Raw genomic sequence first — 21,719 nt, 5'->3', positions numbered from 1 at the left:
GTCGTCCTCCGGCGCACGCTAGGCGGTCAGCGCGATCTCGAGGACCTCCGGGATGGAGTCCACGAGGTGGATCGTGACCGCGTCCCGGACCGCGTCGGGCAGCTCGTCGACGTCGGCGCCGTTGGCCACCGGCAGGATCACGTCGGTGACGCCGGCCCGCTGGGCCGCCAGCACCTTCTCCTTCACCCCGCCGATCGGCAGCACCTTGCCGTGCAGCGTCACCTCACCGGTCATGGCGACGTCCGGCCGGACGCGGCGGCCGGTCAGCGCGCTCACGAGGGCCGTCGTCATCGTGACGCCGGCCGACGGACCGTCCTTCGGGATGGCCCCGGCTGGGAAGTGGACGTGCACGGTGCGGTCGAGGTCGGCGGCGATGCCGAGCCGCTCGCGGTTGGCACGCAGGTAGGACAGGGCGATCTGGCCCGACTCCTTCATGACGTCGCCGAGCTGGCCGGTCAGGGTCAGGCCGTCCTCGCCCGGGAGGAGCGCGGCCTCGACGAACAGGACGTCGCCGCCGGCGCCGGTGACGGCGAGGCCGGTGGCGACGCCGGGGACCTGCGTGCGCACCGCGGGGTCCTCGCGATGGGGCGTGGGGCCGAGCGCCGGCCGCAGGTCGTCGAGGCCGACGTCGACGACCGTGGTCTCCGGCTCACGGGCCAGTCGGCTGGCGGCGCGGCGGACCAGCCGGTCGAGGCGCTGCTCGAGCCGCCGGACGCCCGCCTCGCGGGTGTGGTCGGCCACGACGGCGCGGATCACCTTGTCGGGGATCCGCACCTCCTCCGCCGTCACCGCGTTGCGGCGGAGCAGCGAGGGGAGGAGGTGCCGGGTCGCGATCGCCACCTTCTCGTCCTCGGAGTACCCCTCGAGGGGGATGAGCTCCATGCGGTCGAGCAGCGGCGCAGGGATGGTGTCGAGCGTGTTGGCGGTGGCGATGAAGACCACGTCGCTGAGGTCGATCTCGTGCTCGACGTAGTGGTCGCGGAAGGTGGCGTTCTGCGCGGGGTCGAGCACCTCGAGGAGGGCGGCGGACGGGTCGCCGCGCCAGTCGGCGCCGACCTTGTCGATCTCGTCGAGCAGGATGACGGGGTTCCGGGTGCCGGCATCGACGAGCGCACGCACGATGCGGCCCGGACGGGCGCCGACGTAGGTGCGGCGGTGGCCACGGATCTCGGCCTCGTCGCGCACGCCGCCGAGCGACATGCGGACGAACCGCCGACCGAGAGCCCGGGCCACCGACTCGCCGAGGCTGGTCTTGCCGACGCCCGGGGGGCCGACGAGGGCGAGGATCGTGCCCGACCCCCGGCGAGCGCCGCTGTCCTCCTGCAGATCGCTCGACCGCTCGTGGCGCAGCTTGCGCACGGCGAGGAACTCGACGATCCGCTCCTTCACGTCCTCCAGGCCGGCGTGGTCCTCGTCGAGCTGCTGGGCGGCGGCATCGAGGTCGAGGGCGTCCTCGGTGGCGGTGCTCCAGGGGATCTCGAGCACGGTGTCGAGCCAGGTGCGGATCCACCCGGCCTCGACGTTCTGGTCGCCCATGCGCTCGAGGCGGTCGACCTCCTTGGTGGCGGCCTCGGCGACCGCGGTCGGCAGCGTGCCGTCGGCGATCCGGGCGCGGTAGGTGGCGAACTCGTCGGCCCCGTCGCCGCCCTCGCCGAGCTCGTCCTGGATGGCCTTCATCTGGCGACGGAGGATGGCCTCGCGCTGCGTGCGCTCCAGGTCCTCGTTCACCTCGTCACGGATGTCCGCGGTCACGCGCGCCTCGGCGAGCGCCTCGCGTGCCCATCCGACGGCGAGCAGGATGCGCGCCTCGGGATCGACCGTCTCGAGCAGCTGCAGGCGACGCTCGTCGTCGAGCTCGGGCCACCACCCGATGGTGTCGGCGAGCTCGCCGGGCTCCTCGATGCCCTCGAGGAGGGCGCTCGCGCCCCGCGACCCGATCGCCGCGAGCAGCTCCTCGGCCACGACTCGGTACTCCCGTGCCAGGGCACGAGCGGCGTCGGACGCCGGCGGCTCGACGACCTCCTCGATGGCGACGTGCAGCGCGCCGCTCCCGGCGACCTCGCCCCGCCCGATGCGCACCCGGCGCAGGGCCCTCAGCACCGCGCCGTCCGCGCCGTTCGCGAGCTGACCGCGCTGCTCGATGCGGACCACGACGCCCACGCTGCCGAAGTGGCCGTCGCGCTCGGGGACCGCGACGAGCTCGTCGCCGACGGTGCGACCGGACATGGCCTCGCGCGCCGCCGCGCTCTCGGCCGCGACGGTGACCACCATGTCAGGGAGGACGACCCCGTGGGGCAGGGGGAGGAGGGGGAGGGAGCGGATCTCGGTCGACGACACTCGGCGCCTCGCAGTTCGGAGAGGGCACGCACGCGGCATGCACTGGCGTGATGGTGATTACAAGATTACGGTCACTCACCGTCAACGCCTCGCGCGGCGAGGCATTCCCGTCACCTGGAGGGCACATGGACGTCGTCGCCGATGCCGTGGAGTGGTTCACCGAGCACGTGCCCGACGGGTGGTTCGAGGGCCCACTCGAGGTGATCGCCGACCGCGAGGAGCTGCTCGTCGTCGGCCGGCTCGCGGCGGGCACCTCGCCCAAGCGCTTCCGGGAGGCCACCCGTGACGCGCGCGTCGCCATCGCCCGTCCCGCCGAGGTGCGCTACGACCGCGCCGTCTCGTGGGCCGTGCGCGTCGACGACCAGCTGGTGCGGTTCTCCCACCTGTCGGTGCCGGTCATGACGCGCCTGCGGGTCGAGGAGCGCCACGTCCTCGACCTGCTCATCGAGGGCGGCATCGCCCGCAGCCGCTCCGAGGCGCTCGCCTGGTGCGTCCGCCTGGTCGGCGCCAACGAGTCGGCGTGGCTCGACGAGCTGCGGGAGGCGGCCACGAAGCTGGCCGAGATCCGGTCGCGGGGCCCCGCCTGCTGAGGGCCCCGCGACCGGCTCAGATCACGGGAGGGGGACGATCCGCTCCCGATCGGCCGGGGCGGCCGGGTCCGCGTACTGCTCGGCGGTGACCGTGCCCAGCGACGCCAGGTAGGACGCCAGCGACTGCTGGTAGGCGACGCCGATGGTGGTGAAGTCGTACGGCTCGAACATGTCGTAGCCGTCCTGGCCCTGGGCGAGGAAGTCGATCGTCGCCACCGTGACGCCGGGGCCGTCGACGACCACGCCGTCGCTCACGATCTCGGTGCCGTCGGCGAGCACCATGTTCACCACCCTGCTGCCCATCGGGTTGTCGACCCGGTACTCGATCCGCACCCCCGCCCAGTGGGCGAAGCTGCCCGCCGGCGCGGGGAGCCCGGCGAGGCCGTGCTCGGCCGCGGCGCGGAGGTCCGCCCGCGCCACGTCGGGGATGATGCTGATCGCGTTGCTGAACGCCGCGATGGCGTAGGTGTCGAGCGCGGTGACGTCACCCGCGGGGATCACCGAGTTGTTGCGGATGCCTCCGCCGTTCTGCAGGGCCACCTGGGGTTCGGGCACGCCGAACTCCGCGGCCCGGCTCCGGGCGGCCGACAGGTGGGCGTCGGCCATGATGCTGCCGAGGTTCGTCTCCCGGCTCCGGACGTCGTCTCGCACGCCGTTGAGGCCGACCTCGCTGGTGGCGACGACGGTGGTGGCGAGCTCCTGGAGGTACTGCTCCACCGGCTGCTCGACGTGGCGCCGGATGAACCAGTTCTGCGGCAGGTCGGCCGTCACGGGCACGAGCCCGCCGCTGAACCCGGTGACGTTGCCGCGTCGGTCGAACTCGAGCACGAGCCGGCCGACGTCGTCGTAGTCCCCGGGGACCGTCACGACGGGGACGGGCGTGCCGTCGACGTCGTTGGCGACGAGCGGGTAGCTCGCCGAGATGTCCTCGCCGCCGCCGCCGCCGATCACGGCGTCGACGTGGTTCAGCTGGGTGACGAGCTCGAGCTCGTTGGTGATGTCCTGGAGGTGGCTGGCGACGAGGATCTTGTCGATCCCGGCGCGGCGCATGCGATCGACCTCACCCTGGATGATCCCGACGAGGTCGTCGTCGATGATCGTGTCGCCCGGGCTGCTCACCTCGTCGAGCTCCGGCGTGGTGACGCCGATGATGCCGATGCGCTCGCCGCGCTCGCGCACGACGACGCTCGGCCGGATGCGCCCCTGGTCGACGAGCGTCTGGAGGGACGGCTCCTGGGAGAAGTCGAGGTTGGCGGAGAGGAAGACGTCGTCGCGGCCGCGGAAGCTCTGGATGAAGTTGGCGAGCACCTCGGGACCGAAGTCGAACTCGTGGTTGCCGATGACGAAGGCGTCGGAGTCGAGGTGGTCGAGCGCGACGGCGTCGTAGTAGGGGACGCCGCGGTCGAGGCTCGCCTGCCACTCGGCGCCGGCGAGGAAGTTGTCCCCGGCGCTGATCGTGACGACGCCCCGCTTGGTGCCGAACCAGCCCCACCCGCCGAAGGGACCGCCGGTGGCCTGCCACCGCAGGCGCTGCACCAGGTGGCCGAAGCGGGAGATCGTGCCGGCCTCGGGGTCGTCGGCCGGGCCGAAGAGGTCGGACTCGCCGTCGTTGTTGTGGAGGACGGTGAGGACGAAGTCCGGGCGGTCCGGGCGACCGTGACCCGGTCCGTGGCCCGGTCCGTGACCTCCGCCGCCACGGCCGCCGGCGTCGACCGGCGACACCGCCCCGGCGCTGACGAGGAGCGCCGCGAGGATCGCGACGAGCATGCGCCGTGACCGGCGCCCCGACGAGGGATGCTGCATGGTGGACCTCCGACTCGTGAGGTGCCCGCGCCGCCTCAGACTGCCCCATCCGGGTGGCCCGATGTCGAGGTGACGGTGACGACCGCGACGACAGGAGGTGGACGGTGGGTGTCGAGGACGACGGCATCGTCGTCACCCGGCGGCTGACGATCCCCGCTCGGGAGCTGCGGTGGCGCTTCACCGGGTCGGGCGGGCCGGGCGGGCAGCACGCCAACACGTCGAACACCAAGGTCGACCTGCGATGGGACGTCGCGGCCTCCGAGGCCCTCGACGACGGCCAGCGGCGCCGGTTGCTCGCGCGGCTCGGTGCCGAGGTCCGCGTGGTGGAGGCCGGCGAGCGGTCCCAGTCGCGCAACCGGGCGGCCGCGGCGCGGCGGATGGGCCAGGTCGTGCGCGAGGCCCTGCGGGTGTCGCCTCGACGTGTTCCCACGCGACCGGGTCGGGGTGCGGTCGAGCGTCGCCTGGGCGAGAAGCGGCGACGGGCCGAGCGCAAGCGATCCCGGCGCGGGGAGGGCTGGGACTGACGGGTGTCGGGCGCTAGCGGGGCGGCGAGACGACCTGCCACGTGCGCGGGCGGACGCGCAGCTCGAGGCGGGGGCCCCAGTCGGAGATCTCGCCGTCGATGTCGCCCCGCACGCCGTCGGAGGAGGTGATCTCCACGGCCCGGCCGCTCCACCGGCCGACGTCCTCGCGGTCGAGGAGCACGCCACGTATCGCATCGGCGGCCATCGCCAGGCGGTCGGCGCGCGTCCGGGGCGGCTCGACCACGACGACGTCGAGGAGCGGGTCCCGCACGTCGATGTCGTCGGTCAGCTCGATGCCGCCGCCCATGCTCGGGCCGAGCAGCACCAGCGCCGCGAGCGCCGGGCCGTCGTGGACCGGCTCGCCGTCGACCGCCACGCCGAGGGGCTCGCCGCCGTACCGCAGGCCCTCGACGGCGGTGCCGACCGGGTAGGCGAAGCGGCCGAGGCGGGGCTTCCAGGCCGTGCCGCGCTCTGCGGCGACGAGGCCGAGGCCGAAGTGGGCGTTGTTGTGGGCCAGCTCGCCGGTGGACGTCTCGATCGCCGCGTACCAGCGCGGTCGACCGGTGAGCACGATCTCGACCGCCTCGTCGATGTCGGCGCCCACGCCGATGCCGCGAGCGAAGTCGTTCCCCGTGCCGGCCGGGACGATGCCGACCGGGGCCTCGAGCTGGTCGGTCGCCGCGAGGCGGTTGAGGGCGAAGTGGAAGGTCCCGTCGCCGCCGGCGAGCACGAGGAGGCGGTCGTCGCGTCCGGCCACCACGGCGTCGAACTCCTCGTCGCCCTCGGTCCACGCCAGCTCGGTGGGCGCGACCTCGGCGAGGCGACCGGCGACGCTGCGGATGGCGGCACGCTCGCTCGAGCCGGCGGCGGCGTTCGCAGCGACGACGTAGCCCGCGGGGCGTCGGTCGTCGGCCATCAGATGAGGTCCTTCGCCGTCTGGATGACCGTCTCGGCCGCCTTCTGGAAGGCGCTGCGCTCCTCCCACCGGGACATGTCGATCTCGACGCTCGACCTCAGGTCCTGCTCGAAGTGCTCGTCGAGGATCGCGGTGATCTCGCGGTCGTAGACGATGAGGTTCACCTCCTCGTCGAACAGCGTCGAGCGGTTGTTGACGTTCGCCGACCCCACGCTGGCGACGAGGCCGTCGATCGTCAGCACCTTGGCGTGCAGCATGCTCGTCTGGAAGTTGTGGATCTCCACGCCGGCGTCGAGCAGCTCGGCGTAGGCCGACTCGCTCGCGAGCTGGACGAAGCGCTTGTCGGCGTGCGGCCCGGGGATGAGCACCTGGACCCGCACGCCGCGCCGCGACGTGTCGCAGATGAGCTCCCGCAGGAGGTCGTCGGGGTTGAAGTAGGCCGTCGTGATCCGCAGGTTCTCCTCGGCGAGGAGCACGAGGGAGCGGAACATCGTCGCGATGTCGCTCCAGCCGGTCTCCGCGGCACCCTTGACCACCTGGATGGTGCGGTCGCCCGAGGGCTGCAGCTCGGGGAAGCGGTCGACCTCCGGGTCGAAGAGCTTCGCCCCGGTCTCGGCCCAGTTGTCGACGAACGCTCCCCGCAGGCCGAGGACGGCTGGTCCCTCGACGAGGAAGTGCGTGTCGCGCCACTCGTCCTCGGACCGGGCGTCGCCGGTCCACTCGTCGGCGATCCCCACACCGCCGGTGAACGCGGTCGTCTCGTCGCACACGAGGACCTTGCGGTGGGTGCGGTGGTTGACCTCCCCGAGCGCGCCGGCCTCGACCGGACGGAACCACTGCACGTCGCAGCCGCCGTCCTCCATCATCCCGACGAGCTCCTCGTCGATCAGGCGTGAGCCGACGGCGTCGAGCAGCACCCGCACCCGGACGCCGTGGCGTGCGCGCTCGGCGAAGGCCTCCGCGAAGCGGCGGCCGATGTCACCGGTCCAGTAGATGAAGGTGAGGAAGTCGATCGTGCGCGTCGACGCCGCGATCGCGTCGAGCATGGCGGGGAAGATCTGGTCGCCGTTGCGGAGGACCTCGAGGCGGTTGCCGTCGCTGGCGGGCGATCCGAGCAGGCCCTCGAGGGTCCGTCGGATCTTGTCGGTGCGTTCGTCGTCGATCACATGAGGAGGTTACGGCCGGATCCGCCGTCCAGGTCGTCCCGCCCGGGCCCGCCGAGCAGGACGTCGTCGCCCGGACCCCCACGGAGCACGTCGCGGCCCGGCCCGCCGAGGAGCAGGTCGTTCCCCGGGCCGCCCTCCACGTGGTCGTCGCCTGCGCCGGCGACCACCAGGTCGTGGCCGGGCCCGGCGCAGACGACGTCGTCGCGTGCCGAGCCGACGACGAGGTCGTCGCCGTCCCCGCCGAGCGCGAGGACGGGCCGCCCCGGTGGGAAGGCCACGAGCAGGTCGGGGCCCGCGCTGCCGAGGAGGAGCCGGTACCCGTTGTCGGACGCCCAGGCCCGCCACCCCGCCTCGTCGAGCGCGAGGCCGTTGCAGCTGAACGTCGGCGCCGGGGCGGGGAGGGCGAGGCCGACGAGGACCGGGTCGTGGTCGCTCGAGCGGAACGGATCCGGCCGGATGTTGCCGTCCGGGTTCCAGTCGTTGTAGTCGAGCGCCGGCGGCTCGTCGGCGTTGACGTGCCACGGTGCGGCGCCGGTGACGTCCTCGAGGAGCCCCGGGCCGGCCATGGCGTAGTCGAGGGAGCCGTGCTCGCCGTCGAAGACGTACGTGTGGCCGCCGACGTCCCAGCTGTTGCCGCCGACGGTCGCCTCGACGAGGTCCCGGTAGCCCAGTGCCTCCAGGGCGCGGATCGGATCCTCGTTGGCGTAGGAGTTCAGGTCGCCGAGGATCAGCGTGCGGCCGGTCGGGTCGATCTCCGCGAGCCACTGCCCGAGCACCTGCGCCGCCGCCGTGCGGGTCAGGTTGCAGTTGCCCTGCCGGTCGGAGGGGACCTCGGGGTCGGCGGTGTAGGGCTCGACCCCGTAGGCCGGGTCGCCGGGGTTGGCGGTGGTGGTGCACGCCGACCCCTTGGACTTGAGGTGGTTGATGGCCGCCGTGACCTCGCCCCCTGTCGCGACGTCCCGGAACGTCTGGGCCAGCGCGGGCCGGTTCAGGTCGTCCAGGTAGGCCGGGCTGACGGCGGCGTCGAGGACGTGCGGCTCGCCGACGAGCTCGACGGTCGCCGTGTCGTAGATGAACGCCACCGCGATCTCGTCGGTGCCGATCGGGCCGGTGGGGACGGCCGCGTAGGTGCGGGTCCCGGCGGCGTTGAGGCGCGCGACGAGGTCGTCCACCGCGACGGGGGCGTTGTTCTCGATCTCGATGAGGCCGACGACGTCGGCGTCGAGCTCGACGAGGGCGGCGACGATCTTCCCCGCCTGGTCCTCGAGCTCCTCGGCGGTGTCCGCACCCCGGGAACCCAGCGTCGTGAAGTAGTTGAGCACGTTGAAGCTGGCGAACCGCAGGGAGCCGCCGACGTCGGGCACCGGCGGCCGGTCGTTCGCCCGCTGGAACGTCGGCTCGACGACGGGGTGGATCTCGTAGTCGCCGAACGAGAAGTGGACGACGCCGACGAGGTCGCTGACCAGATCGCCGTCGCGCAGCGTGCCGTCCGTCTGGAGGTACGGGGTCGGGTCGGGGTTCTCGGTGGTGCGCCCGTCGTCGAGCTGGATGCGGGCGAGCTGGTTGAGCGTGGCCACGGCGTCGGCGTCGGGGCTCGCGGGGTCCGCGACCTGGTTCGGGTGGTCCTGGGCGCCGATGGCGCTCAGCACGACCTCGCCGTAGCGACCGTGGGTGAACTGCTCGGTGACGGCCAGTGCCTGGTCGAGCTGGGTGCGCATCCCTTCGTGGCGCTCCCAGTCGACGGCAGGGTCCTCGAGGGAGGTGGGCAGGACGACGGCGGCGGCGCTCGGGAGGTCGACACCGCTGGCGTCGACGGTCACGGACGCCCCCGTGAGCTGGGTCACGGTGGCGAACTCGCTCACCGTGCCGGTGACGGTCACCAGGTCGCCGACGGCCACGTCGGTGGCGTCGTGGAACACGAACAGCCCCTCCGAGGTGGTGGGGTCGTCGTCAGCGTCGACGTCGGGCTCCTGCACGAAGAACCCGCCGAGGTCGCCCGACTCGTCCGGGCGGCCCGCCTGGAAGTCGCCGACGACGACCGCGTCGACCGTGACGGTGGTGCCGAGCAGGGGCGAGGCGGCCCCCGCCCCCTGCACGTCGTGGACGTCGACCACGTCGGGCTCGCCCGGCCCACCCGGGTCGCCGACGGGGGAGTACGTGCCGATCGGGAAGGGCACGTCGGCCGTGTCGTTGGTCGCCGCCCCGTCGAGGGCGTCGACGCCGGAGAACGACCAGCTGCCGAGCTGGAAGGCGGCGCCGTCCTGGCCCGTGCCGTCGCGGCGGTAGGCCCACCCGTCGGTGTGCTCCCACGGCGTGCCCGTGCCGTCCACCCCGATCTCGCCGAACACGTCGACGCGAGCGCCGTCGTGCCAGAGGACGATGGCGTCGTCGCCGTTGATGTTGACGGCGTTGCCGTGGGTGGCGTCGGGCGGGAACCCGAAGAACGCCTCGAACCCGGGCGACTCGGTGGCGACGTGGATGCGGTCGCCGGCACTGGCCGGCCCGGCGGGCAGCGTCATCTCCGGTCCGACCGAGGGTTGGCCGTTGCTCGCGGACTCCAGCCCGTAGGCGCTCAGGTCGTCGATGTCCTCGACGACGGTGAGCTCCACCGCCTTGGGGAGGCCTCCCGTGAGCGGGCCGTCGATGACCCCGCTGATGACGAGCGCGCCGGTGGCGTCGGCGCTCGTCGGTGGTGCGGCGGCGAGCCCGAGCATGCCGAGGAGCGCGGCGACGAGCGCGACGCGGCCCCTCAGCCCGTGCGCCCTGCGCCGTCCGTACGCGTCCGCCACCTGCCGCTGCGCGCTGGTCCCCACGTGCACCCTCCTGGGTTCGCCGGCCCGCGGCGGGGACCGTAGCTCCGGCGCGCGCTCCGGTGTCGAGTGCCCTAGGTTCCCTCCCCGTGGCGATGGTGGAGGCCGAGGGCCTGCGGAAGAGCTTCGGTCGGACGACGGCGCTGCGTGGCGTGTCCTTGGAGGTGCCCGAGGGATCGGTGCTCGGCCTGCTCGGACCGAACGGGGCCGGGAAGACGACGACGGTGCGGATCCTCACCACGTTGCTGCGGGCCGATGCCGGCCACGCGCGCATCGACGGCGTCGACGTCGCCGCCGATCCCATCGGCGCGCGGGCCCGGATCGGTCTGACCGGCCAGTTCAGCGCGGTCGACGACCGGTTGACGGCGCGGGAGAACCTGATCCACGTCGGCCGCCTGCACCACCTCGGGCGGGACGAGGCGAGCCGGCGCACCGGCATCCTCCTCGAGCGCTTCGACCTCGTCGACGCGGCCCGTCGGCCGGTCGGCGGGTTCAGCGGCGGCATGCGTCGGCGCCTCGACATCGCGATGAGCCTGATCGGCGACCCCGCGGTGCTGTTCCTCGACGAACCGACCACCGGGCTCGACCCCCGCTCTCGCCTCGCGGTGTGGGAGCTCGTGGGCGAGCTCAGGGCGGCCGGCACGACGATCGTGCTCACCACGCAGTACCTCGACGAAGCGGAGCGCCTCGCCGACGACGTCGTCGTCATCGACCACGGCGCGGTGATCGCCCACGGGACGACCGAGGAGCTGACCCGCCGCGTGGGCGGCGACCGCGTCGTGGTCGTACCGGAGCGGGGCGCGGCCCGTCGCGCGGCGGAGGCCCTGGTGCCCCTGGCCACCGGCCGCATCGAGCCCGTCGACGGAGGCGCCGCCCTCTCGGTGCCCGTCGCCGCGCTCGACGGGGCGCTGCCGGCGACCGTCCGCGCCCTCGATCGCGCCGGGGTCCCCATCGTCGACGTGCGCGCCCGGCGCGCCACGCTCGACGACGTGTTCTTCGCCCTCACCGGCCACCCGGCGGCGCCCGACGACGCCGACGACGAGGAAGGCCGATCGTGAGGCTCCTCCAGGACAGCTGGACCGAGGCCTGGCGCCACCTGATCGCCATCCCGCGGAGCCCCGACCTGGTGCTCTTCACGTTCCTGCAGCCCATCATGTTCGTGCTGCTGTTCGTCTACGTGTTCGGGGGCTCGCTCGTCGTGCCCGGCTACGAGCGCTACGAGCAGTACCTGATCCCGGGCGTCTTCGCCCAGACCGCGCTCTGGGGGTCGGCGTTCACGGGCGTCGGCGTCGCCGAGGACATGACGAAGGGCCTCATCGACCGCCTCCGGTCCCTGCCCATCCACCCGGCCTCGGTGCTCGTCGGCCGGACGATCTCGGACTTCGTGCGCAACATCGTGACGTTCGTGGTGATGATCGCCGTGGCCGTCGCCGTCGGGTTCCGGTTCGGGGGGTCGGTCGGCGAGTCGCTGCTCGCCACGCTGCTGCTCTTCACGTTCGCCTACGCGTTCAGCTGGGTGCAGGCGTACATGGGCCTCTGGGTCCGCTCGGTCGAGGCCGCCAACTCCGCCGGCTTCATCTGGATGTTCCCGCTCACGTTCGTGTCGTCCGCCTACGTCGATCCCGAGAACATGCCGGACTGGCTCACGCCGGTGGCCGACGCCAACCCGTTCACCGTGCTCACCAACGCCGGCCGGGCGCTCTACAACGACCGCGATCCCGGATCGGACCTCTGGCTGGCCCTGGCGTGGGCCGCGGGCATCACCGTGGTCTTCGCCACGCTCTCGATCCGGCGGTTCTCCGCCTCGACCCGCTGACGCCCGGTCCGTCCGGGGACGGGTTGCGGCACAATGGGCCGATGGCCGGCTACTCGATGGAGAAGGAACAGATCGCCAAGCGCCTGGCGCGCATCGAGGGCCAGGTCCGTGGCATCGCCAAGATGGTCGACGAGGACCGGTACTGCATCGACGTCCTCGACCAGGTCACGGCGGTCACCCGTGCCCTCCAGCAGGTGGCGCTCGGACTGGTGCACGAGCACCTCGGGCACTGCGTCGCCGAGGCGATGGTCGAGGGCGGGCCCGACGCCGACGCCAAGCTGGACGAAGCCACGGCGGCCATCGCCCGACTCGTGAAGAGCTGAGGCGGTTGCGCAGCACCCGGCTGGCGCTCGATCGGCTGGCCGTGGGCGCCGATGCGATCGACGCCGAGGAGATCTCCTACGCCGACGTGTTCGTCGTCGTGCGAGAGGGCGCCCGAGACCCGGGGCCGAGCGACTGGGAGGTCACCATCCGCACCGTGCACGCCCGCGACCTCGTCGCCGGTCGCCACGAGCTCGTGATGCAGGCCGCGGACGGCACCGTCCTGCGTGGCGCCGCGGTGCTGCGCTTCACCGACGGCCGCCGCCACCTCCTGCGGGGCGACGATCCGCTCGACGGCTTCGTCGACACCGGACCCACCGCCGGCCCGGGCTGACGGTCAGACCTCGCCGTCGACGCGCCAGTCGATCGGTGGGCGCCCGGCGTCCTCCAGAGCGGCGTTCGTGCGCGAGAAGGGGCGGCTGCCGAAGAACCCGTTGGAGGCCGAGAGCGGGGAGGGGTGGGCGCTCTCGACCACGACGTGGCGCGACGTGTCGACCAGCGCCTTCTTGCGCCGGGCCGCCGCCCCCCAGAGGATGAACACGACCCGCTCGGGCTTGGCGGACACCACGCGGATGACCTCGTCGGTGAACCGCTCCCAGCCCTTGCCCTGGTGCGAGGCGGCCTGACCCGCGCGCACGGTCAGGGTCGTGTTGAGCAGCAGGACGCCGCCGCGCGCCCAGGCGTCGAGGCACCCGTGCTCCGGTGGTGGCAGGCCCAGGTCGGACTCGCGCTCCGCGTAGATGTTGCGCAACGAAGGTGGAACGGCCACGCCGGGGCGGACCGAGAAGCTGAGGCCGTGGGCCTGCCCCGGTCCGTGGTACGGGTCCTGGCCGAGGATCACCGCCCGCACCGACGCGTAGGGCGTCAGGTGCAGCGCGGCGAAGACCTCGTCGTGGGCGGGGAAGACCCGGTGGCGTGCCCGCTCGGCGGCCACGAAGCTCTGCAGCTCGGTCCAGTACGGCTCGGCGAGCTGGTCCCGCAGCAGCGGGTTCCAGTCCGTGGCGGCCACCGGCGGGACGTCAGTCGACGGTGATGCGGGCGAGGAGGTCGGTCTTGCGCTCCTCGAACTCGTCGAAGCTGATGGTCTTCGACTCGTACTGGCGGTGCAGCTGCTCGACCGCCTCGAGGAGCTGGGCGGCGCTCAACGGCTCCTCGCTCTCGCCGACGGTCCACTCCGAGGTGGCCGGCTCCTCGGTGGCCGTCGCCGGCTCGTTCTGCAGCCCCATGCGGCGCTCGCGCTTCGCGGCCGCCTTCGCCTTCTTCGCCCGGTCGCGCTGCAGCTTCTCGAACGTGGTGCGGTTCGCTCCCATGGGATCGTCCTTTGATCGCGGTCGTGGCCGTGGCGGACAGCGGGCGAGGTGACGCGCGGCACCCGGAGGCGCGCTGCTCGACAGCGTCAGGTGCCGTCGCGGCCCACACGTCCGTCACGGAAGGGGACCATCCTAGGCCGTCGAGGCCGCCATCCCACGCATCCGCGGGTGCCTAGGCAGGCGGCAGGTCGAGGTCCCGGGCCGGCCGGCCGAGAAGGAATCCCTGGGCCAGGTCGCAGCCGAGCACGGCGAGCAGGTGCTGCTGCTCGACGAGCTCGACGCCCTCGGCGACCACCGACACGCCGAGCGCGTGCCCCATCTGGATGAGGGCGCGGACCGTGGCGGCGTCGGAGGGCGAGTCGGCCATGCCGCCGACGAACGCGCGATCGATCTTGACGTGGTCGGGGGAGAAGCGCCGGAGGACGGCGAGCGACGTGTAGCCGGTGCCGAAGTCGTCGATGGACAGTTGGACGCCGAGGTCGCGCAGCGGGCGGAGGACCTCACCCACCCGGGTGGGGTCATCCAGCAGCGCCCGCTCGGTGACCTCGAGGCACAGGGCCGATCCGGGCAGGTCGTGGCGCTCGAGCACGCCGCGGACCGTGGCGTCGAAGCCTGGGTGGAGCAGCTCGGTCTGGGCGACGTTCACGCCGACCCACGCTCCCGCCGCCGCCGAGCCGGCACCGGCGTCGCGGCGCCACCGGGCCAACCGGCCGCACGCGGCATCGAGCACCAGCGCGCCGAGCTCGGGCAGCAGGCCGGCGTCGTCCGCGACGTCGAGGAAGCCCTCCGGCAGCATCGTGCCGAGGTCGGGGTGCTCCCAGCGCATGAGCGCCTCGACCGCCACGACCCGGCGGTCGGCCAGGCGCACGACGGGCTGGAGGGCGATCCACAGCTGGTCCTCGTCGAGCGCGGCCCGGAGCCGCAGGCGCATCTCCTCGTGGCGCGACGCCCGCTCGCGGAGCGCGCCGTCGAAGCGCACGGCGCGCCCCCGGCCCTGGGTCTTGGCCGTGTACATCGCGGCGTCGGCGTCGCGCAGGAGCGACTTGGGGTCCCGCCCGTCGGTGGTGACGAGCACCCCGATGCTGGCGTTGATGAGGAAGTCGCGGTCCTCGATCGCGAACGGCGCGGCGAACCCCTCCTGGATGCGCTCGACGACGAGGTCGACCGTGTCGGTGACGAGCAGGTCCTCGACGACCACGACGAACTCGTCCCCGCCCAGGCGGGCGACGGTGTCGCCGGGACGCACGGCGTCGCCCAGGCGCACGGCGATCTGGCGGAGCAGCTCGTCGCCGACCTCGTGCCCGAGGGTGTCGTTGACGACCTTGAAGCGGTCGAGGTCGACGAAGAGGACCGCGAACGGGCGCCGCGTGCGCGCCGCTCGGGAGGCGGCGTGCTCGAGGCGGTCGGCGAGCAACGAGCGGTTCGGGAGGCCGGTGAGGGGGTCGTGGGTCGCCTGGTGCAGGAGCGCGAGGTCGTGCAGCTGCCGCTCGGTGATGTCGCGGATGACCACCTGGACCGCGGTCTGGCCACCCCAGACGGTCGGGATCGCGGTCAGCTCGGCGTCGAGGCTGCGGCCGTCGAGCCGCACGACCCGGTGGTGGTTGCCGGGCGCCCACTCGTCGGCCGGGGAGCCGGCCTCCGGGCGGAAGAGCTCCTCCATCTGCCGCCCGGCGACGCGCAGCGGGTCGTCGACGCCGAGGAGCTGCGCCGCCGCGGGGTTGGCGTAGAAGATCGTGCCCTCGGCGTGGATGACGACCGCGTCCGACGTGGCCTCGACGATCGTGCGGTAGAGGGCGTCGCGCTCGGCGAGCGATCGCTCGGCGGTGAGCCGGTCGGTGACGTCGCGCATGCTGATGAGCACCGCGCCGACCTCGGGGTCGTCGAGGTGGCTCGTGCCGCGGGCCTCGAGGTGCCGGATCGTGCCGTCCTGTCGACGGACCCGGAAGACCTGCTGGGATGCGCCGTCCGGCCCGACGATGGCGGCCAGCGCCGCCGCGACCCGGGGGCGGTCCTCGTCGATGACGACGTGGAGGCCGTCGGTGCCGACGAGGTCCTCCGGGGCGTAGCCGAGCATGGGGGTCACCGACGGGCTGACGTAGGTGATCCGTCCTTCGTGGTCGAAGGCGAGGAGGAGGTCGGTGGAGCGGTCGACGACCGCCTGCCACCACCCGAGCGCGCGCTCCGCGCCCGCCACCGGACGCGCGCGCGTGGGGCTCACCCCACCGACCTCGTGGCTGCGCGCGTCATCCGCACCCATCGGCCGCCGCCGCCGCTTCTGTAGATGTCGACCCATCCTCGCCCGAGGTCCACGGGCGGCACGCTAGTGCGATCAGGCGTCGGCGCCACCGTCGGGGTCACGAGCACCGCCGCCGTCGGCGGACCGCTCGATCGCCGCGGCGTTCGTCCCCAGGTACGACGCGACGACCCGAGGATCGTGGAGGACGTCGTCGGGTCGGCCGCAGGTGACGACCGATCCCAGCTCCAGCGCCAGGATCGAGTCCGAGATCGAGCGGATGAGCGGCATGTCGTGCTCGATGACGAGGAGGCTGGCGCCGGTGCTCTCGCGGATGCGGAGGAGCAGCGGCCCGAGCGCCTCGGTCTCGCGCTGTGCGATGCCCGACGAGGGCTCGTCGAAGAGGATCACCGCGGGTTCGTGGGCGAGGATGCAGGCGATGTCGACGATGCGGCGCGAGCCGGTCGAGAGCTCCCGCACGAACTTGGTGGCGTAGGCGCCCAGGCCGAGCAGGTCGATCAGCTCGTCGGCGCGAGCCGCCACCTTGCGTTCGGAGTCGCGCACCGCAGGCAGCCCGAGGGCGGTGGCGATCGGGTCGCGCACCTCGACCCGTCGTTCGAGCGCCACCTGGACCGTCTCCTTCACGGTGAGGCCGGGGAACAGGCGGGCGTCCTGGAAGGACCGGCCGAGGCCGAGCCACGCCCGTGCGTCCGGCGAGAGCTCGGTGATGTCGGTGCCGTCGAGCAGCAGCCGCCCACGGTCGACCGGCAGGTAGCCGGAGATCAGGTCGAACAGGGTGGTCTTCCCTGCGCCGTTCGGACCGATGATGCCGAGGATCTCGCCGGCGTGGAGGTCGAAGGTGATGTCGTCGACCGCGAGGACCCCGGCGTAGCTGCGCGTGAGCCCCTCGGCGCGCAGCACGACCCTGTCGGTGCGGTGCACGGCGGGGCGCGCCCCGGCCGGTCCCGCAGCGGCGCCGTCGAGCGCGCCTGCACCCTCGAGGAACACGCTGCGGAGCACGTCGGGACGGTCGAGCAGCTCGGCGGTCGGCCCGCGGAAGCGGATCTCGCCCTTCTCCATGAAGTAGGCGGTCTCGGCGACGGTGAGCGCGACGTTGACGGACTGCTCGACGAGGATGATCGTCGTGCCCCGGTCGCGGATGGCGGCGACGACGTCGAGGAGCCGCTCGACGATGACCGGGGCGAGCCCGAGCGAGAGCTCGTCGATCATCAGCAGGCGTGGCCGGGCGATGAAGGCCATCGCCAGCGTGAGCATCTGCTGCTCTCCGCCCGACAGGTTGCCGGCGGCGTCGTCCCATCGCTCCCGGAGGATGGGGAAGTGCCCGATGACCTCGGCGGTCGCGGCGTCGAGGTAGTCGTGGTCGTCGGCGTAGGGCCAACCGGCGAGGCGGATGTTCTCGCCGACCGTGAGCGAGGGGAAGATGCCCTTGCCGCCCGGGACCTGCACGATGCCGTGGCCGACGATCTCGTTCGGCGGCGCGTGCGTGATGGTGGTGCCGTCGAAGATCACCGCGCCGGCCGAGGGCTCGACCAACCCCGAGATCGCCTTGAGCAGCGTCGACTTGCCGGCGCCGTTGGTGCCGAGGAGGGCGATGATCTCGCCCTCCGCCACCTCCATGTCGACGCCGAACAGGACCTGGACCGAGTCGTAGTGGACGTCGAGGTCGCGGACGAGCAGCAACTTGGCCTCGCCGCGGTCGCGCGCCGCCCGCACCTCGGCCATGGCCACCGTGGAGGTGCGCACCTTGTGGATGTCGGCGGTGATGAACCCGCCGGCCGAGGTGATCATGAGCACGCCGAGCAGGATCAGCGGGCAGAGCAGCACGATCGCCAGCTCGAGCCCCCACTCGTCGGCGAGGCCGCCGATGATCGGGCCGACGAGCAGGGTGGGGATGACGAAGAGGTTGCCGATCGTGAAGCCCATCGAGCGGATGCGGGGCGGCACGATCAGCGAGATCGTGGCGGCGAGGGCCGGCGCCGTCGCCGCCGTGGCCGCCGCGAGCACCGCCCGCATCGCCACGACGAGGGGCAGGTTCCGGGTGAAGACGAGCAGGAAGAGCGACACGACCTGCAGCGCGGCCGCGGCCCCGAGGAAGCTGAGGAGGTGCGCGGGGTTGCGGCGCATCAGGCGTGTGGCGATCGGGATGCCGACGGCGAGGCCGAGCAGCTGGAAGGGCTCGGTCGCGGCGGCGAGCAGGCCCCTCTGCGCGGAGTTCAGCCCCATCTCCTCCTCGTAGAACAGCTGGAGGAGCGGGGAGAGGGCGAAGAGGGGGATCGTGAGGAACGGCGTGGCGATCCAGATCCGGCGCAGGGTGCGGACCTGCCAGGCGATCCGCCACGCCTCGGCGAGCGACGCCGGCGCCTCCTCGGTGCGCGCCGTGGCCTCGTCCGCGCCGTGCACGACCTTCTCGTGGTAGCCGCGCACCGGCTCCTTCAGGCGGAGCGCCAGGACGACGAACACGAGGGTCGGCACGGCGAAGACGATGAACGGCGTCTCCCAGGAGAAGTAGAACGCGAGCGACCCGGCGATGAGCGGCGCCGCGAACTGGCCGATCGAGTTCCCGGCGCTGTGCACCGCGAAGACGCTCGGGCGGACGTCGACCGGGTAGTAGTCGGCGATCAGGGGGCGGTGCGTCGCCCCGTTGACGGCCCGCCCGAGGTTGGCCGCGCCGCGGACCGCGCCGAGCATCCAGATGTTGCCGACGAAGCCGGCGACGGCGGTGAGGAACGAGGCGATCCCCCACGTCGCCGCGCCCCCGGTCGCGATCTTCACCCTGCTGCGGCGGTCGGCGAGGTGGGCCAGGGGGATCTCGAGGAAGAGGACGAAGAAGCCGACGAGGGACGTGAGGGTGAGCACGCCCTGGATGTCGAGGGCGAAGGCGTCCTTGATGTCGGGCACGAGGACGTTGAACGCCTCCCGGTCGAGCTCGTCGACCAGGTTGAGGCCGAAGAGCACGACGAGCGGGTACACCGGCCCGCCCTGGGTGACGTTGGAGGGGCGCCAGTCGGACAGGCGAGCGCGCAGCGGCCGGCGCGGCGCGGCGACGGGCTCGTCGGTCGGGGGCGGCTGCTCGGTCGCGGTCATCGTCGACCTCCTGCGGCGCCGGCTCGCTGCGCCTCCATCAGGTCCGCCATCTGCCGGACGAACTCCATGCCCTTCTCGCTGCCGGTGGTGATCGAGTCGAGGTCCCGGGCGTCGGCGAAGAGGCTCGGCACCATGATCCCGCGGCGCTCGGCGACCCACCTCAGGTAGCCGTCGCGGGCCCGGTAGATGAGCGAGGCCAGTCCGCCGGGCAGGGCGATGAGCACGGCGAGGAGGCCGAGGCCGCTCGCGAAGAACGTGAGCTCCGACGGCAGGAACGCAGCGCTGCCCTTCACGTAGACGGCGCCGGCGATGGCACCCGGCACCGATCCGAGCCCGCCGATCACCACCATGGTGAAGACCGCGAGGCTCTCGGTCGTGGCGTAGGGCTGGGTGCCGAGCGAGCTCTGGTGGTGCACGAACACGGCGCCCGCGACCGCAGCGATGAATCCGGAGAGGGCGAACGCCGTGAGTTTGGCCCGTACGAGGTTCACGCCGTAGGACTGCGCACCCCGCTCGTTCTCCCGCACGCCGATCAGGACCCGCCCGGTGCGGGAGCGCCGGACCTGGCGGGCCATGCCCATGACGAGGAGCAGCACGGCCAGCGTGAAGTAGTAGTACTGGGCCTCGGTTGCGATCGGGATGGCGCCGAACAGGTCGTTGCGGGGGATGCGCCCCTGGGGCAGCCACCAGTCGAAGCGCCCCTGGTGGAGGAAGTACGACGACGTCGCCTGGGCGAACGCCAGGGTGGTGACGGCGAGGAACAGCCCCTTCAGGCGCAGGGCCGGCAGCCCGATGACGACGGCCAGCAGGGCGCCGACGAGGCCGGCGAGGAGCAGAGCCACCGAGATGTCCCACCCGAGCCGCGTCGTGACCGATCCGCCGACGGCCGCGCCGAAGCCCATGAACGCCACCTGGCCGAGGCTCACCTGCCCCGCCCAACCGGTCAGGACGACGAGCGAGACCGCCACCATGGCGTAGACGAGGATGCTGGCCGCCAGGTTCACGCGGCTGACGCTCAACACGAGCGGGAGGCCGAGGGCGACGAGCAGCCCGAGCACGGGGAGGCCCCGCAGCACGAGGTCGACCTCGGGCAGGCGCGCCAGCTCGGGTGGCACCGGGCGCACGTCGGTGGTGGCCTGCCAGGCCGACTGCTCGTCGGTGCGAGCCAGCTTCCCCCGCCGCTGGACGAGCAGGACGCCGAGGATGACGACGAACACGATCGGGGCGACGAGGACGCGATCGAGGGTCTCCCAGAAGATGGCCTGCTCGAGCACGCCGAGCCCCACCGCGCCGAAGAAGATGACCGTCAGGTTCTCCATCCGGCCCATGACGCAGGCGGCGAGGGCCCGGATGAGGATCGTCGGGCCGAGCACCGAGCCGATCGTGGCGCCGAGCACCCCGGCGCGCAGCAGCAGCGCGGCGAAGCCGAGGAGGCTGGCGATGGCCCACACCACCGTCTGGATGCGCTTGACGGGGATCCCGAGGAGCATGGCCCGGTCGGCGCTCTCGGCGCTGGCGCGCACCGCGATGCCGATCCGGCTGTAGCGGAGGAAGGCGGCGAGCGCCGCGACGATGGCCACGATGGCGACGGCGGCGATGATGTCGTAGGCGCGGAACACCGTCGTGCCGACCTGCACCTGCACGTCGAAGGGTTGGGCGAGCGGCCGCGTGAGGTCCGCGGCGTCGAACACGCCGGGCCAGTACCGCTCGAGGAGCTGCGGGACGACGAGGCCGAGCCCGACGAGCGCCTGGGCCATGCCGATCGTGGCGACGGTGAGGATGAGCCGAGGCGCGTGGGCGAAGCGGCGGATGATCACGAACTCGAGCAGCGCGCCGAGGACGATCGCCAGGACGACGCCGACCGGCAGCGCGACGACGAGCGGGAGGCCCGCGCCCGTGACGAGCATGATCGTGAAGGTCGCCGGCACCGAGCCCAGGTCCGCCTGGGCGAAGTTGATGATGCGGTTCGCCCGGTAGACGAGGGCGATGCCGATGGCGATCAGCGCCGTGAGGCCGCCGATGATGACGCCCTTCAGGAGCTGGCCGGTCGGCGTCGGGAAGGCGACGAGCTGCAGGAGGTACAGGCCGATGCCCGTCGCGACGATCGTCGCGGTGCGCCGCAGCCGCTCCTCGCGCTGGCGGTCGGTGGCCCGTCGACTCGCATCCGCCGTGCGCGCCGACGTCATCAGCCCTCCTCGGGCGCGCTCTCGAACACCCAGACCCCACGCTCGACCCCGAGCGGGTCGTCGGGGCGCAGGGAGGCGGGGGAGAAGAGGATCGCGAACTGGCCCTCCTCCTGTCCGACGCTGAAGATCACCCGCCCTTCGACCGTGCCGCCGGCGGGGATCACGTCGTCGAGCAGCTGCTCCTCGGTGGAGACGTTCGCGGTGTTCGAGATCGTCCCGTCGGGCTTCTCGATGCGCCAGTCCGACCGGTCGTAGTCGACGGCCGACGACGTCGGGTTCTCCATGGAGATGGTGACCTCGACGTAGCCGCGGTTGTCGATCTCGCCGTACTCGGCGACCCGTCGCACCTCGGTGACCGTCGCCCGCAGGTCGTAGACCTCGACGGTGTCACCGACCTGCCCCTCGACGTCGCCCTCCTCGCGGTTGGCCCGCTCGACGTCCGCGAGGGTGGCGTCCTCGTCGGCCTCGCTGAACGCCCCGCAGCCCGTGAGGGCCACCACCACCGATGCCGCGAGCACCACCGCGCCCACGCCCCGCCGCGGCGCGCGCTGCCGCGCCGCCGCACGACTCGTACGAGTCCCGCTCATGTTCCCCCCTGGGTT

General features: G+C 72.8%; 17 protein-coding genes. 6 read left to right on the top strand and 11 right to left on the bottom strand.

Going from position 1 to position 21,719, the window contains the following annotated elements; genetic code table 11:
* Positions 1-18: 18 nt before the first annotated feature.
* Complete coding sequence (lon, locus tag GH723_RS09945; RefSeq protein ID WP_195210639.1) at positions 19-2,322, bottom strand: endopeptidase La; 2,304 nt, start codon at positions 2,320-2,322, stop codon at positions 19-21.
* A 140-nt stretch (positions 2,323-2,462) separates the two neighbouring features.
* Here lon and GH723_RS09940 point away from each other — a divergent pair, with 140 nt between their 5' ends.
* Positions 2,463-2,927: a hypothetical protein gene (locus tag GH723_RS09940; protein ID WP_153759496.1), complete on the top strand. Its 465-nt coding sequence runs from the start codon at positions 2,463-2,465 to the stop codon at positions 2,925-2,927.
* Positions 2,928-2,948: 21 nt separating this feature from the next.
* Here the strand turns inward: GH723_RS09940 and GH723_RS09935 are convergent, their stop codons facing one another.
* Positions 2,949-4,730, bottom strand: coding sequence for a bifunctional metallophosphatase/5'-nucleotidase (locus GH723_RS09935; RefSeq protein ID WP_229022764.1), 1,782 nt, complete (start codon positions 4,728-4,730; stop codon positions 2,949-2,951).
* A 104-nt stretch (positions 4,731-4,834) separates the two neighbouring features.
* On the opposite strand from GH723_RS09935, the gene arfB reads away from it, so the two are divergent.
* On the top strand, positions 4,835-5,254 hold the full coding sequence (arfB, locus tag GH723_RS09930) for an alternative ribosome rescue aminoacyl-tRNA hydrolase ArfB (protein WP_153759495.1): 420 nt from the start codon (positions 4,835-4,837) through the stop codon (positions 5,252-5,254).
* Between the two features lie 13 nt (positions 5,255-5,267).
* Here the strand turns inward: arfB and GH723_RS09925 are convergent, their stop codons facing one another.
* Genes GH723_RS09925 through GH723_RS09915 form a run of 3 tightly spaced genes read right to left on the bottom strand, consistent with a single transcriptional unit; the run spans position 5,268 to position 10,149 of the window.
* Complete coding sequence (locus GH723_RS09925) at positions 5,268-6,170, bottom strand: diacylglycerol/lipid kinase family protein (RefSeq protein WP_153759494.1); 903 nt, start codon at positions 6,168-6,170, stop codon at positions 5,268-5,270.
* A complete protein-coding gene (locus tag GH723_RS09920) occupies positions 6,170-7,336 on the bottom strand; it encodes a phospholipase D-like domain-containing protein (RefSeq protein ID WP_153759493.1) in 1,167 nt (388 codons plus the stop codon). Before GH723_RS09920 ends, GH723_RS09925 begins: the two co-directional genes overlap by 1 nt.
* Positions 7,333-10,149, bottom strand: coding sequence for an ExeM/NucH family extracellular endonuclease (locus GH723_RS09915; RefSeq protein WP_153759492.1), 2,817 nt, complete (start codon positions 10,147-10,149; stop codon positions 7,333-7,335). Before GH723_RS09915 ends, GH723_RS09920 begins: the two co-directional genes overlap by 4 nt.
* Before the next feature lie 92 nt (positions 10,150-10,241).
* On the opposite strand from GH723_RS09915, the gene GH723_RS09910 reads away from it, so the two are divergent.
* The 4 genes from GH723_RS09910 to GH723_RS09895 are packed head-to-tail and all read left to right on the top strand — an operon-like array spanning position 10,242 to position 12,617.
* The gene (locus GH723_RS09910) at positions 10,242-11,204 is read left to right on the top strand and encodes an ATP-binding cassette domain-containing protein (RefSeq protein WP_153761168.1); all 963 of its coding nucleotides are present in this window, start codon (positions 10,242-10,244) and stop codon (positions 11,202-11,204) included.
* Positions 11,201-11,962: an ABC transporter permease gene (locus tag GH723_RS09905; protein ID WP_229022763.1), complete on the top strand. Its 762-nt coding sequence runs from the start codon at positions 11,201-11,203 to the stop codon at positions 11,960-11,962. Before GH723_RS09910 ends, GH723_RS09905 begins: the two co-directional genes overlap by 4 nt.
* Before the next feature lie 41 nt (positions 11,963-12,003).
* A complete protein-coding gene (locus GH723_RS09900) occupies positions 12,004-12,285 on the top strand; it encodes a metal-sensitive transcriptional regulator (RefSeq protein ID WP_153759491.1) in 282 nt (93 codons plus the stop codon).
* Between the two features lie 5 nt (positions 12,286-12,290).
* Entirely contained in the window at positions 12,291-12,617 is a 327-nt protein-coding gene (locus tag GH723_RS09895; RefSeq protein ID WP_153759490.1) for a hypothetical protein, read from the top strand.
* 3 nt (positions 12,618-12,620) lie between these two features.
* On the opposite strand, the gene ung is transcribed toward GH723_RS09895, so the two are convergent.
* From ung to GH723_RS09865, 6 genes are all read right to left on the bottom strand, one after another.
* Positions 12,621-13,292 (bottom strand): uracil-DNA glycosylase, encoded by a 672-nt coding sequence (gene ung / locus GH723_RS09890; protein WP_153759489.1) that lies wholly within the window; start codon positions 13,290-13,292, stop codon positions 12,621-12,623.
* A gap of 10 nt (positions 13,293-13,302) precedes the next feature.
* A complete protein-coding gene (locus tag GH723_RS09885; protein ID WP_153759488.1) occupies positions 13,303-13,593 on the bottom strand; it encodes a hypothetical protein in 291 nt (96 codons plus the stop codon).
* Positions 13,594-13,765: 172 nt separating this feature from the next.
* Complete coding sequence (locus GH723_RS09880; protein WP_195210228.1) at positions 13,766-15,811, bottom strand: putative bifunctional diguanylate cyclase/phosphodiesterase; 2,046 nt, start codon at positions 15,809-15,811, stop codon at positions 13,766-13,768.
* Between the two features lie 111 nt (positions 15,812-15,922).
* On the bottom strand, positions 15,923-18,931 hold the full coding sequence (locus GH723_RS09875) for an MFS transporter (protein ID WP_153759486.1): 3,009 nt from the start codon (positions 18,929-18,931) through the stop codon (positions 15,923-15,925).
* Positions 18,928-21,117: an ABC transporter permease gene (locus GH723_RS09870; protein WP_153759485.1), complete on the bottom strand. Its 2,190-nt coding sequence runs from the start codon at positions 21,115-21,117 to the stop codon at positions 18,928-18,930. The genes GH723_RS09875 and GH723_RS09870 overlap by 4 nt, the downstream gene beginning before the upstream one ends.
* Positions 21,117-21,704 carry a DUF4352 domain-containing protein gene (locus GH723_RS09865; RefSeq protein WP_153759484.1) on the bottom strand — a complete coding sequence of 196 codons (588 nt, stop codon included), beginning with the start codon at positions 21,702-21,704 and terminating at the stop codon, positions 21,117-21,119. The genes GH723_RS09870 and GH723_RS09865 overlap by 1 nt, the downstream gene beginning before the upstream one ends.
* Between the last annotated feature and the right edge of the window lie 15 nt (positions 21,705-21,719).

Origin of the sequence: Actinomarinicola tropica, from assembly GCF_009650215.1 — a bacterium.
Classification (GTDB): Bacteria; Actinomycetota; Acidimicrobiia; order Acidimicrobiales; family SKKL01; genus Actinomarinicola; species Actinomarinicola tropica.
The sequence above is the reverse complement of the archived record's forward strand: the minus strand, read 5'-3'. Positions and strand labels throughout refer to the sequence as shown.